At 61.1% G+C, this 12,948-nt stretch carries 10 protein-coding genes and 1 pseudogene; 10 read left to right on the top strand and 1 reads right to left on the bottom strand.

Annotated elements, in window-relative coordinates; translation table 11 throughout:
* Window positions 1-262: pseudogene (locus J5F18_RS13470) on the top strand (aminotransferase); the annotation flags it as partial.
* Window positions 263-501: 239 nt separating this feature from the next.
* On the opposite strand, the gene J5F18_RS13465 reads toward J5F18_RS13470, so the two are convergent.
* Window positions 502-2,547: a nucleoside-diphosphate sugar epimerase/dehydratase gene (locus J5F18_RS13465; RefSeq protein WP_346299118.1), complete on the bottom strand. Its 2,046-nt coding sequence runs from the start codon at window positions 2,545-2,547 to the stop codon at window positions 502-504.
* Window positions 2,548-2,944: 397 nt separating this feature from the next.
* Here J5F18_RS13465 and J5F18_RS13460 point away from each other — a divergent pair, with 397 nt between their 5' ends.
* The 9 genes from J5F18_RS13460 to J5F18_RS13420 form a co-directional block, all read left to right on the top strand.
* Entirely contained in the window at window positions 2,945-3,382 is a 438-nt protein-coding gene (locus J5F18_RS13460; protein WP_346299117.1) for a low molecular weight protein-tyrosine-phosphatase, read from the top strand.
* Window positions 3,383-3,466: 84 nt separating this feature from the next.
* Window positions 3,467-5,053, top strand: coding sequence for a phosphoglucomutase (locus tag J5F18_RS13455; protein ID WP_346299116.1), 1,587 nt, complete (start codon window positions 3,467-3,469; stop codon window positions 5,051-5,053).
* A gap of 209 nt (window positions 5,054-5,262) precedes the next feature.
* Entirely contained in the window at window positions 5,263-6,009 is a 747-nt protein-coding gene (locus J5F18_RS13450; protein WP_346299115.1) for a hypothetical protein, read from the top strand.
* Between the two features lie 118 nt (window positions 6,010-6,127).
* Window positions 6,128-7,453 carry an O-antigen ligase family protein gene (locus J5F18_RS13445; RefSeq protein ID WP_346299114.1) on the top strand — a complete coding sequence of 442 codons (1,326 nt, stop codon included), beginning with the start codon at window positions 6,128-6,130 and terminating at the stop codon, window positions 7,451-7,453.
* Entirely contained in the window at window positions 7,450-8,787 is a 1,338-nt protein-coding gene (locus J5F18_RS13440; RefSeq protein WP_346299113.1) for a UDP-glucose/GDP-mannose dehydrogenase family protein, read from the top strand. Before J5F18_RS13445 ends, J5F18_RS13440 begins: the two co-directional genes overlap by 4 nt.
* A 232-nt stretch (window positions 8,788-9,019) precedes the next feature.
* The gene (locus J5F18_RS13435) at window positions 9,020-10,231 is read left to right on the top strand and encodes an O-antigen ligase family protein (protein WP_346299112.1); all 1,212 of its coding nucleotides are present in this window, start codon (window positions 9,020-9,022) and stop codon (window positions 10,229-10,231) included.
* A 471-nt stretch (window positions 10,232-10,702) separates the two neighbouring features.
* Window positions 10,703-11,050 carry a hypothetical protein gene (locus tag J5F18_RS13430; RefSeq protein WP_346299111.1) on the top strand — a complete coding sequence of 116 codons (348 nt, stop codon included), beginning with the start codon at window positions 10,703-10,705 and terminating at the stop codon, window positions 11,048-11,050.
* A 449-nt stretch (window positions 11,051-11,499) separates the two neighbouring features.
* Window positions 11,500-12,093 carry a sugar transferase gene (locus J5F18_RS13425; protein ID WP_346299110.1) on the top strand — a complete coding sequence of 198 codons (594 nt, stop codon included), beginning with the start codon at window positions 11,500-11,502 and terminating at the stop codon, window positions 12,091-12,093.
* A 71-nt stretch (window positions 12,094-12,164) separates the two neighbouring features.
* The coding region (locus J5F18_RS13420; RefSeq protein ID WP_346299109.1) for a hypothetical protein at window positions 12,165-12,948 on the top strand (784 nt) is incomplete at its 3' end.

Here is a 12,948-nt window from a genome sequence, read left to right as displayed (position 1 = left end):
TCGAGAAGGCTGGACTCGTGACAGGATTCTCGACGAGATCGTGGCGCGGGGTGTGCCCTGCTACAGCGGTTCCTGTTCTGAAATCTACCTCGAGAAGGCTTTCGACGATACTGGCTGGCGGCCAAGCGAGCGCCTGCCTGTAGCCCGTGAACTCGGTGAGACCAGCTTGATGTTTCTTTGCCACCCGACACTGACCAGTGATGAGATCGACACTACCTGTCGAGTGTTGACAGAGGTGATGAATCAAGCCGTTGATGGCTGACCACCTCAAGTCAGCTCTTGCTGGCTGCCGAACAAGGCGATGCGGTGGTGACACACTGTCGCCCTCACTGAAGTAACCTCCTGGCAGGGCGATCGAGTGCCCTGCCAGGCCCCGGTGTCCACCAATGCTGGGTAAGATCAGAGTGTACGCACCGCACAGCCGTGTCGAGTATCGCTCTGTACCACAGAGGCTGCAGTACAGAGAGTGTGACCCTTGGGGATGTTCCTGCTGATTGGTGCTTATGGCTTAAGGGAGTATGCCGGGATCAAGTCGTTCGATTCGGCAACTGTCCCTTCTGCTTCTGAACGATGCGGTTCAGAACGATGTTGTCTTGAATGTGATGCTTCGGATTGTTGGCTTGGGAGCTTGTCTGCCTTCTGTACAAGGTGGGAGGTGCGACCCAGCCACTCCAGATCTGTGATCTCGTCACGAGGTGCATAACCTGCCGGCGCCGAGAGCAGCAGTTCGCGTATAACATCGTGTTGGCGTGCATGGATGGCTTGGCCCAACTCCTGAAGGTATCGCTCCAGGCGTGGCCAGGGCCAATAATCCTCATTGGCGCTCATGATTCGGGGATGTGCTGTTTTGGATACGTTCTCTCCGATGAGGAGTTCTTCGAAGAGCTTTTCACCGTGCCTAAGGCCGGTATACCGTATCTCGATATCCCCGTCGGGGTTGCCCTCACTGCGCACATCGAGCCCCGAGAGTCGAATCATCTCGGCAGCGAGGTCGGCAATTTTCACGGGTGTGCCCATGTCGAGCACGAAGACATCCCCGCCATTGCCCATCGCGCCGGCCTGGATCACCAACTGTGAGGCTTCGGGGATTGTCATGAAGTAGCGCGTCACCTCTGGATGCGTCACCGTCACCGGCCCGCCTCGAGCGATCTGCTCATGGAAGAGCGGTACCACCGAGCCGGAAGACCCAAGCACGTTTCCGAAGCGAACCATGGTGAAACGCGTGAACCGCTGTTTAGCCGCAAGGGCCTGACAGACCAGTTCGGCAAGCCGCTTGGTCGTGCCCATCACGTTAGTAGGCCTCACGGCCTTGTCGGTCGATACCAGCACGAAAGTCTCTACGCCACACTCGATAGCTGCTTGTGCCGTGGCCAGTGTACCGAACACATTGTTGAGAATGCCCTGAATGCTGTTGTGCTCCACCATGGGCACATGCTTGTAGGCGGCAGCGTGATAGATGGTATTCACCTGGAAGGTTCGCAGCACGCTGTCCAGGCGCTGTCGGTCCTGGACCGAGCCCAGCAGCGCCTTGACCGTCACCGGGAGCTGTTGGTCATGTACTAGCTGTTGAAGCTCACGTTCGATGGCATACAGGGAGAATTCGCAGAATTCCAGCAGCAAGAGCTGGCGAGGTCCCTGCTGCAGGACCTGGCGGCATAGTTCTGAGCCGATGGAGCCGCCAGCGCCGGTGACCAGCACCACCTTGTCGCGAATATTGGCATCCAGCAGCTGCTGATCAGGCGGTACCGGGTCTCGCCCCAACAGATCTTCGACGGTCACATCGCGAATCTCGTTCAATCGTGCTCGTCCAGCGATCACATCCTCCATGCTGGGCAGCGTCTGAACCGGTACCTGCAGCGGCTCCAGCATGCGGAGAATTTCCTGCCGACGCGCTCGTGACGCGCTGGGAATCGCCAGGAGGACGCGCTTGGCGCCGTAGTTGTGTACCAGGTTGGCGAGGCTTTCTGGTCCATAGACCTTCAGGCCCTCTACCAGGGTGTTGCGCATGCCCCGCCAGTCATCGACGAAGGCAATGGGCGTGTATTCCGCCCCCTGTCGCAGGGTGTTCACCAATTGTGAACCGGCTGCTCCTGCACCGTAGATGATGACTCTGGTCTTGTAGCGCATAAGGCTTCGCATATGGATCATGCGGATTGCGAATCGAGCCCCGCCGACGCTGATGAAGGCCAGCATGGCGTAGATCAGGCAAGCCGATCTTGGCAGGAACACCGAGAGCAGATTGGCGCCCAGAAACAGCAGCAGTGCCGAGGAGGCGATGCCGATCAGTAATGATTGCAACGCCTTGATATTCATGTAGCGAATCACACTGCGGTAGAATCCTAGCCGGGCGAAGAGGGCCAGGCTCAACGGCATGGCCACCAGCCAGAGCCCCCAAATGGCAGCCGATGTCAGGGGTTCCCACGTCTCCAAGCGCAGCCAGTAAGCCGTGAAGAAGCTTATTGACAGCAGGGTGGCATCCACCGACAGCTCGATGAACAGCTTTTTTCGGCGTGGCAACCGAAAAAGCCGATTCAGAATGCCGATCATAAGGTATTCGCCTCCATACTGTTAACTAATGTTACGAAGAATATGAAACCTTTTGTGACTTCCCAAGCTGAAAATACTCACCTTCATCAGGTCAGTTTCCTGGACGGCATGGCGGCGCTGACGTGCTGCCATCGGAGCGGACGCTGCGACAGGGCACCTTGGCTGGTCCGTCGGAGGCCCCCGCCCTGGCATGATTGGGCCAGGCAAACGGGATCAACGCGACAAGTCGCCGGCCCTTCGGTATCTTGCTATGGGAGGTCAGCCAGCGGGACAGTCACGCAGCTGACGCTGGTGCCTGCCCCGTTGCGACCTGTCGGCCTGCTGTCGCCGGGAGGCTCCAGCGGCCGGCAGGGCGCCTACCAATTCGGTTCTTTCGATAACCAGTGAATAGGTCACCATGTTCGAACGCATTCTGGTTCTCTGTACCGGCAATATCTGTCGAAGCCCGGTCGCCGGTGCGATGCTTGCCGAGCGGCTTCCTCACAAGCTCATCGAGACCGCTGGACTCAATGCCCTGGAGGGGCAGGGAGTCGAGCCCAAGGCGCGTGCCCTGGCCGAATCCGCCGGTCTGGATGTCAGCGCCCACAAGGCACGCCAGGTCACCAGCGAGATACTTCAGGGGGCCGACCTGGTGCTGGTGATGTCCGATGGACAGCGAATGGCGGTGGGCCAGATGGATCCCGCCGCGCTGGGCAAGACCATGCTGTTCGGCCGCTGGCTCGACGCGGGCCAGGGGCGTGAGATCCCCGATCCCTATCGCAAGAGCCAGGAAGCCTTTCAGCAGGTGCATCAGTTGTTGACTCAGTCTGCTGACAGCTGGGTAGGCAAGCTGTAGCACAGTGTGCTGGGTTTCTACCGAGGTCCTTTTCCACCCCGTTGCCAACGAGGGCCGTTTCATTTCCCGCAGGGAGGCATCACCATGCAGGCAGTCATAGAGGCGTTCGACGAACGACAACCCGACCCGGCGGATCCACGCCAGGCCGTGAGCTTCGGTACTTCCGGGCACCGGGGCCGGGCCCAGGAGGGCTCGTTCAATCGCCACCACATCGTGGCGATCACCCAGGCGGTGGTGGATTATCGCAGCGAGGCGGGTATCCAGGGCCCCCTGTTCCTGGGGCGTGACAGCCATGCCCTCTCCCGGCCCGCCTGGGAGTGGGCCCTGCGGGTGCTGGCGGCCAGCGGGGTGGAAGTGCGCATCGAGTCCGATGGAGAGCTGACCGCCACCCCCTTGGTCAGCAGGGCGATCCTCGGTCACAACGCCGGCGGTTCGGCGGCGCTGGCCGATGGGTTGATCATCACCCCGTCCCACAACCCGCCTGAAGATGGCGGCATCAAGTACAACCCGCCCCATGGCGGTCCCGCGGAGGCGGAGATTACCGGTTGGATCGAACGCCGAGCCAATCACTATCTGGCGGAGGGCGTGGGTACCACCCCTCTGCCGAGCCTGGAAGAGGCGCTGAACCAGGCCTCCCGCCACGACTACGTGGGTGAGTATGTGGCCGCCCTGGGGGACGTGGTGGACATGAACGCCATCGCCGCGTCCGGCCTCAGGCTGGCGGCCGATCCCATGGGGGGGACGGCGCTGCCGGTGTGGGAAGCGATTGCCAGGCACTATCCCCTGGACCTGAGGGTGGTCAATCCGGTCATCGATGAGAGCTTCTCCTTCATGCCGCCCGACCATGACGGAAAGATCCGCATGGACTGCTCCAGCTCGGCGGCCATGGCGAACCTTCTGGGCATGAAGGACGACTTCTCGCTGGCGTTCGGCAATGACCCGGATGCTGACCGCCATGGCATCGTCGATGCCGCTGGCCTCATGAACCCCAACCATTTCCTGGCGGTAGCCATCGACTACCTGAGTACTCACCGTCCCGCATGGTCCCCGTCGATGAAGGTCGGCAAGACCCTGGTCTCTTCCTCGATCATCGATCGCGTGGTGGCTGCACGGGGGCGTGAGCTCTACGAGGTGCCGGTGGGTTTCAAGTGGTTTGTGCCTGGCCTGCATGAGGGGTGGCTGGCCTTCGGCGGAGAGGAAAGCGCAGGGGCCAGCTTCGTGACGTTTGATGGACGGCCCTGGTCCACGGACAAGGACGGTATTCTGCTTTGCCTGCTGGCGGCAGAAATCATGGCGATAACCGGCCGCAGCCCCAGCCGCTACTATCGCGAACTGACCGAGCGTCACGGTGAGCCGCACTATCGCCGGGTGGATACGCCCTGTACGCCGGAGCAGCAACAGGGGTTCAAGTCACTGTCGCCCCTCGATCTGGGCATCGAGACACTGGCGGGCGATCCGGTGGTGCAGGTATTGACCACGGCCCCTGGTAATCAGGCGCCCATCGGCGGGGTGAAGGTGGAAACCGCCAATGGCTGGTTTGCGGCTCGACCGAGCGGAACCGAGCCGCTCTACAAGATCTACGCGGAAAGCTTCCGCGGTCCTGATCACCTCGAGGGGCTCATTGAAGAGGCCCAGGCGGTGCTGAGCGAGCGCCTGGGAGGATCCGTCTAGGCTTTGACCTCGTTTCCCGATCTGCCACCAAGGCCCTGCAGGGCTGATGCGAGACCCCGGCCCAGGCCGGGGTCTCAGCTTTCGGCATTACCAATATCATGCCTCTGTGTTTTGACGTAAATAAATGTTACATCTAGTATATCATGTCACAGCGCCTGTCGTCATGGCGGCTGCCGGTTCCGATGACTCTGTGCTTGGAACGGATGGTCATGAACACAACAATCAATATTCTCTGGACGGGAGGATGGGCATCCACTTTTCGCGTCGCTTACGCCGCGCTGGTCGGAAAGCGGGTGGTCATTCCGCATTACATCGTCGATCTGGACAGGCATTCGACGATGCATGAGATGCGCGCGATTGCGAACGCCAGGGAGGCTCTGGCACAGCTCGATGAAGGAGCCGCCGAGCGTGTCGGAGCCTTGGCAATCACCCCGATCACCGAAATTTCCCTGGATGTCACCGTCACGAGGGCCTACTGGCAGGTGGCGAAGGTGGAGGCGCTGGACGAGCAGTATGACTGGCTGGCCAGGTATGCGAAATCGCGGGGCCTCAAGCGCCTTGAGCTCTGCAGTTCTCTCCATGATTCGGTCGGCCATATACTGCGCGGTCGGGTCGAACGCCTGCCGATGGGGGGGTGCCGGCTGCGGGAGGGATATTGCTGGCCCTACAGCGAATTGTTTCCCTGGTTCCACTTCCCCGTCCTGGCGCTATCCCGATGGCAGATGCGCTCGCTCGCGGAGCGACACGGGTTCCTGTCGGTCCTGGAGCACTCCTGGTTCTGTTCCCGGCCGTGTAACGGCGAGCCGTGCGGGACCTGTGACGCCTGTCGGCTCACTGCGGACGAGGGCCTGAGCTATCGCCTGTCGACCGAGACTCTGCTGTGCCATCGCTTCCGGCACACCGATCCGGTGACAACGGAAGTGGCAGGGTGCCGCCGTCAACTGCCGATGCGCTGACGGACATGCCGGGGTTCAAGGGAGCGTTCTCGATATGGCGGGGTGTCATGCCGCCCGAGCGCCGCACGGGGCTTTGTGGCAGCAAACGCCTTCATCAGTGAGATCGGGAGCGAGTGTCATGTCGCAGTCAGCGATCAGGCTGCAGGCTATCCGGGAGGGTAGGGAACCCTGGCGAGCCGTCAATACCCTGCTGGTATGGGCCTTTGTTTCCCTGCTGATACTGGTGCCCTGGGGCTATGCAGCAGCGCCCATGGTGGCGGGGCTGCTTGCCTTCTCGGGTATGCTCGCCACGGCGGGGCAGGGGCGCTCCTCACTGGCCAACCTGGATGGCGAGGATCGCCTGTGGTTGCTGGCCCTGGCAGCCTTTTCGGGCGTGTGGTGCTGGGACGTGGCTCGCACCGGAGTCTGGCCGATAGCCGAGCATGGCCGGGGATGGTTCCTGCCACTCTGGCCGCTGTTGGCAGGGGGGCTGCTGGTATGGCTTCGCTCCCACCCACCCTCACGCCTCGGGTGGTGGCTGGGGCTGCTGGTTGGAGGCGTTGGCGCCGGATGCACGGCGGCCTACGAGCGATTCGTGCAGGGCGCCTACCGGGCCGACAATGGCATGAATGCCATCCCTTTCGGAAATCTCTCGCTGCTGCTGGGCGTGCTGGCACTGGTGGCCTTGCTGGGCCGTCTGTCCCGCCCCCACCGCCCATCAGCCTGGTTGAGCGCCGCGCTGGGTCTGGCGGCCATCGCCGGCTTTTCGGCTTCCTTTCTCTCCGGTACGCGGGGAGGCTGGGTGGCGGTACCGCTGCTGGCGTGGATCGGCTTTCGGGCCTTCCGTGATGTGTTTCCTCGGCGCCAGATGCTGCTGGTGGCGGTGGGGTTCTGGTCGGTGTTGATCGGGCTCGTCGCCATGACGGCTACCACCGATTACGGGGTCCAAGACCGCCTGGGCAAGGCAGTCAAGGATGTAAAGGGCTATTTGGCGGGAGATAGCGGGAGTTCGGTAGGGCTTCGCCTGGATATGTGGTCTGCCGGCGGCCAGCTGTTCCTGGAGAGGCCGGTCCTGGGTTGGGGAGAGGGGCGCCTGCAGCAGGCCCGCGACGGGATGGCGGACGCCGGTATCGTTCATCCGAACGTCAGCCTCTATGAGCAGCTGCACAGCGATGTAATCGACACGGCAGCGCGGCGCGGCCTGCTGGGCCTGCTGACGCTGGTGGGCTTGTACGGGATTCCGGCCTGGCTGTTCGGTCGGCATCTGCGGCGAAGTCGAGATGCCCAGACCAGAACGCTCGCCTTGTCTGGACTGATGATCACCGTGGCTTTCGTGGATTTCGGACTGACGCAATCCATGCTCCGGGACGTGAGAGGTTTGAGCGGCTACCTCGGATTGACCGTGGCATGCTGGGTGCTGTTAAAGACACATTTGGTTACAGTCGGATCGGGAGATAGGGAATGAAGATCACGATTTTCGGCACGGGCTATGTCGGGTTGGTCACGGGGGCCTGTCTGGCCGATGTTGGCCATGATGTGATGTGCATGGATATCGATGAAGAGAAGATCGCCCGGCTGCGCGAGGGTGAAATACCCATATATGAGCCCGGGCTGGAATCGCTGGTGAAGAGCAATGTGGCGTCGGGTCGGCTGGGCTTTACCACCGACCCAGGCGAGGCCGTTGCCTTCGGTACGCTTCAGTTCATCGCCGTGGGGACTCCGCCCGACGAGGACGGCAGCGCTGACCTGCAGTACGTGCTGGCGGTGGCCGATACCATCGGGAGCCACATGCAGGACTACAAGGTGGTTGTCGACAAGTCCACCGTGCCGGTGGGAACCGCCGATCGTGTGCGCGACGCGGTGGTCGATGCCCTGGCGGCACGCGGCGAGAGTGTCGAATTCGATGTCTGTTCCAACCCCGAGTTCCTCAAGGAGGGGGCGGCCATCGAGGATTTCACCTTCGGGGCTCGTATCATCGTGGGGACCGACTCCGAAAGGGTCAAGGAATTGATGCGTGAGTGCTACTCGCCCTACAGTCGCCTTCACGACAAACTGATGTTCATGGATGTCCGTTCGGCCGAGCTGACCAAGTATGCGGCCAACGCCATGCTGGCCACCAAGATCAGCTTCATGAATGAAATTGCCAACCTGGCGGAGCGCCTGGGAGCCGATGTGGAGCAGGTTCGCCATGGCATCGGTAGTGATCCTCGGATTGGCTATCAGTTCATCTATCCTGGTTGCGGCTATGGTGGTTCCTGCTTCCCCAAGGACGTCCAGGCCTTAGCCCGCTCCGCCGTCGAGGTGGACTATCAGGCAGAGCTTCTCAATGCCGTCGAGAGAGTCAATCAGCGGCAGAAGAAGAACCTGTTTACCAAGCTCTCCCAGGCCTTCGATGGGAACCTGTCGGGCAAGACCATTGCCCTGTGGGGACTGTCGTTCAAGCCGAATACCGATGATATGCGGGATGCCCCCAGCCGGACCCTGATGGAGGCAGTCTGGAGCGCCGGTGGCAAGGTTCAGGCGTTCGATCCTCAGGCCATGAAAGAGTGCCGCCGGATCTATGGTGAGCGTGATGACCTGGCGCTGGTGGCCGATCGCATCCAGGCCGTGAAGGGAGCGGATGCCCTGGTCATCTGCACCGAGTGGAAGGAGTTTCGCTCCGTGGATTTCGGCTGGCTGAAGGCCAACCTGAGCATGCCGGTGATTATCGATGGCCGAAATCTTTACGACCCACATGCCGTGAAGCGGGCGGGTCTTCTCTATTTCGGGGTGGGCCGCGGTGACTCCCTGAGGGCTTGAGCCTTCTGCGTTGGACGGAGGAAGTTGCAGCCAATGGCCATTGACAACACCCTCCCGTTGATTCGAAAGGGTGTTGTCACTGATGGAGTAATGGAATTGCTGTTCATCAACTGCGCAAACTGCCGTGTCGGGAGCAAGTGTGGATGCCTGGTTTGCGTGGTAGGAGGGGGGCGGCTGACCGGCTGTGGCCTGCCCCTACCTGGGGTGATGGCTTGATGACAGGAGGCCTTGGTTGAACGTCTGGACCGGCCTGGCCACCTGGGCTTCCGGGGCGCTGTCGCTGTCCGTTCAGGGAGGTTACCTCGTCTTTATCGCCATGGCGGCACTGGCGCTCCCATTGTGCTCGTGCTGGACCAATCGGCTTTGGGACTATGCCGTGCCCATCGTGCCGGCGGTCATACTGGCCATGTTTGCCGTCGTCTGGCTGGTCATGGCAGACCGGCATGGCGATATCGCCAGCGTGTTCCGCCTGGTCTGGCCGGCCATGATGCTGGCGCCAGCCCTGCTGGTGCTGCTGTTGTTTCCCCCCTCGCTGGCCTGGCTGTGGTCGGGACTGTCGATGGGCGGCATCTATTGCGGGGTGTCGAGCCTCGTGCAGCGCATTGTGCTGGACCATGCCCGCGTCTCGGGGCCCGAGCCCTTGCACCCCATACTGTTTGGAAACTTCAGCCTGCTCCTGGCTTTCTTCTGCCTGGCGGGTCTGGGGTGGGCCTGGCATCAGCCGTATCGGATCAGATGGATGATGGTCCTGCTGGCCGGTGCGGCAGGCGGTGGGCTTGCCTCCATGTTGTCCGGAACTCGCGGGGGGTGGGTGATGGTGCCTTTCCTGCTGGCCGTGGTGTGGGCAACCTATGGGCGAGGCTTTTCCCGCGGCTTCTCCGGCGGCCTGCTGGCCGGGATCCTGGCATTGGCCAGCCTCGCGGTCTGGTTGCCTCAGACGGGGGTCAAGGAACGCATCGACATAGGACTGGACCATGCCAGTCGCTATCTACATGGCGAGCGAGGAATCACGTCGGGCGCGCGCCTGGAGATCTGGAGGGGGGCAGCCTTGCTGATCGCCGAGCGCCCCCTGCAGGGTTGGGGCAACCGGGAGTATCGCCGCGGACTCGAACGCCTGGGCAGTGAGGGCAGGGTCGATCCTGACGTGGCGAGATACTGGCATGCCCACAGCGATTTGCTGGATGCCTGGGTCAGGCGCGGTGTGGTGGGGTTCCTGGCCTTGCTGATCCTCTATGCCATGCCCATCGTGCTGTTCTGGAAAGGCCTGGGGCACAGGTGCCCGGCCCGGCGTGCGCTGGCCGCCTGCGGCATGCTGCTGGGTGTTGGCCTCTTCGGATTTGGTTTGACCTACAGCTACATGGTCTATCCGGTAGGTGTTGCGCTCTATACCAGCTGGCTGTGCATTTTCTGGGGGTTCTATCGTTCGCCGAGCCTGGCTGAATGAGTAGCTTGGCAGCGAGTCGACGAGGCCCCACGGACAGCGTCTCGACACTCTACCTGAGCCTGATCGATGACCCGGGCCGGCAAGCACGAACTAGAAATTTCTTCACGTTGAGCGGCCTGGCCATGATCGCTGGTCTCGGCGCCGCCGGTCAGTGCTATCGGACGGCCCTCTCTGATATCTTGGTAAATACTTGTCTATCAATTGGTTATGTTCATCGCGTCAGCCGGGTTTCTGCCGGAGGCAGGATCAGTGTCTCGATCTTGAATATGTTTCTTATAGCTTCAGAGTGTGTATTTTCTTGTAAATATGTTACTATATGTATGCGGTGTGATTCGATGCCACCTGATGTCGGTGGTGATCACTACCCGCGACGTCGGGCTGATGCCTCTCGAGTTGAATGGTAGGGGAAGTTGTCGGCTTGCCGCTGAAGTATTTCATGGACAGTTGGGTACAGCTTGGTGTGGTGCTGCGATGAACCAGATGAATACTATCCGGCCTCCTGTTGCTCGTACATCCCGCGAGCTACGTCGCGACATGCTAAAGGCCAATCGCTTTCTCGGGATCCATCAGGCGTGGTGGGGGATCGGCCTGGCCCCGATACTGCTCCATCTGTTCCGTTCGGCTGGAGTCGGGAACGGGCAGTGGTGGTGGCCCTTGCTGGCATTCCTGCTGGCCTGGATTGCCGTGGAGCTGTGCTTTCTGCCCAGGCGAGTCGTGATTCATCATCTGGCCAGGGAGGAGAGCCGCGCCGAGGCCGTGCGCCTGGCGTGGCTCCACGGTGTGGCATTGCGCGATGTGATGGCCCCCCGGCAGCGCTGAGCCTGGCGGGCTACGGACGCGGTTCGATCGACCACCAGGGTGGCTCGCAGCCTGGTTTCGTATGCGCCATGAGCAGAAGCCTTCGTCCAGGATGAGAAAATTCAGGAGATGTTGGCTCGCTAAATGTAACTTTGTGTATGAAAATGTGTTACGAATGGTTTGCCGGTCTGCGTGTCGCCTGGGGCTTCGCTCGAACCTGGGGCCTCGCTCGAACCTGGGGCCTCGCTCGAACCTGGGGCCTCGCGTAAGTGAGAGGGCGAGTGTTACTGAGCAGGATGCATCTCTTCTCCGAGCCGGAGTGTGGGCGAAGAGTTAGGCAGAGGACGTTTGCGGTCAACGCGCTCTATCATTTATCGCCTGATCAGGCGCCCTTCGATGATGTTGAACTGATACATGGAAGACCATGAGCTGCTACGAGCGTATGAATGCCTGAAATGATGGGAGGCTGCATGCTGAAGAGAGCAATGGATCTGACACTCGCCTCGTTGGCGTTATTGACCCTGTGGCCGCTTATGCTGGTGGTGGCGATTCTGGTAAGAGTGAAGCTTGGCTCCCCTGTAATATTTCGCCACCAGCGCCCGGGCTTGGATGGTCAGCCCTTCGTGATGCTCAAGTTCAGAACCATGTTGGAGGCCTTCGACGCCGAGGGGCATCCGTTACCGGATGACGTTCGCCTGACGCGCTTCGGTGCCTGGTTGCGTGCAACCAGCCTGGATGAACTTCCTGAGCTGTGGAATGTGCTCAAGGGTGACATGAGTCTGGTTGGTCCCCGACCTCTGCTTATGGAGTACCTGCCGCGCTACAGCCGTGATCAGTTCCGCCGTCATGAGGTGCGCCCCGGGATTACCGGCTGGGCCCAGGTGAGCGGGCGCAATGCCCTGACCTGGGAAGAGAAGTTCCAGCTCGATAACTGGTATGTCGACCATCAGTCCCTGTGGCTGGATGTGAAAATTCTTCTGATAACGGTGAAGAAGGTCTTTCAGCGAGAGGGTATCTCGGCCCAGGGGCATGTCACTGCCGAGGACTTCATGGGCAATAATTAAGCGAGTAAGCGCAAGAGCGGAGTGGTGGTCAGCCGCCGGGTGTGGACAATGTAAAACAGGGAATCCGCGATATGTCATATACTTGGGAACAATTGGATGCCTTGCTCGAGGACTCGGGTGGGGCTGCCTATATAGCCAAGCCGGATGTGTTCGGCCGGAATGTGGAAAACTTCCTGGAGGCGTTTCGTCAGTTCTACCCGAACACCCAGCTCGGCTACTCCTACAAGACCAACTATCTGCCGACCTTCTGCGTGGAAGCCGAGCGACGGGGGCTCTATGCGGAAGTCGTGTCGGGCATGGAGTACGAGATGGCTTTGGCGCTGGGCGTAGCGCCTGGCCGGATCATCTTCAACGGGCCGGCCAAGACGCTTGAGGAAGTGGACAAGGCCTTGGTCGCTGGGGCTCGGCTCAATGTGGACAGCCTGCATGAGGTCGAGCAAGTCCGTGAAGTGGTCACGCATCACCCCGAGCTGCCCGTGGCGGTGGGCCTTCGCTGCAACCTGGACCTGCAGTGGAAGGGGCGCACCTCGCGTTTCGGCCTGAGTGATGCCAATGGCGATCTCCAACTGGCCAGCAAGCGCCTGCGCGAGCTACCCAATGTCACTATCAACGGCTTGCATTGCCATTTCTCCTTCGACCGCTCCGCAGCATCCTACCGGGACCGCGCTTGCCGCATGCTGCAGCTAGCAAGGCAGTTGTTTCCCGATCGGCCGCCGCAATACCTCGACCTGGGGGGCGGGTTCTTCGGACCCATGCCGCCATCCCTCCGAGCGCAGTTTAGTGTCGAACTGCCCGGCTACATGGACTATGCCGAGGCGATTGCCCCGCTGTTCCTGGACGAATTCGGGGCCCAGG

The organism is Halomonas sp. BM-2019 (genome assembly GCF_017584085.1).
This window is presented reverse-complemented; position numbering and strand designations above follow the sequence as displayed.

Bases quoted from the DNA above. Each gene is read 5' to 3' on its own strand.
- J5F18_RS13465 (WP_346299118.1), bottom strand. From the start codon at position 2,547: ATGATCGGCATTCTGAATCGGCTTTTTCGGTTGCCACGCCGAAAAAAG.
- J5F18_RS13460 (WP_346299117.1), top strand. From the start codon at position 2,945: ATGTTCGAACGCATTCTGGTTCTCTGTACCGGCAATATCTGTCGAAGC.
- J5F18_RS13455 (WP_346299116.1), top strand. From the start codon at position 3,467: ATGCAGGCAGTCATAGAGGCGTTCGACGAACGACAACCCGACCCGGCG.
- J5F18_RS13450 (WP_346299115.1), top strand. From the start codon at position 5,263: ATGAACACAACAATCAATATTCTCTGGACGGGAGGATGGGCATCCACT.
- J5F18_RS13445 (WP_346299114.1), top strand. From the start codon at position 6,128: ATGTCGCAGTCAGCGATCAGGCTGCAGGCTATCCGGGAGGGTAGGGAA.
- J5F18_RS13440 (WP_346299113.1), top strand. From the start codon at position 7,450: ATGAAGATCACGATTTTCGGCACGGGCTATGTCGGGTTGGTCACGGGG.
- J5F18_RS13430 (WP_346299111.1), top strand. From the start codon at position 10,703: ATGAACCAGATGAATACTATCCGGCCTCCTGTTGCTCGTACATCCCGC.
- J5F18_RS13425 (WP_346299110.1), top strand. From the start codon at position 11,500: ATGCTGAAGAGAGCAATGGATCTGACACTCGCCTCGTTGGCGTTATTG.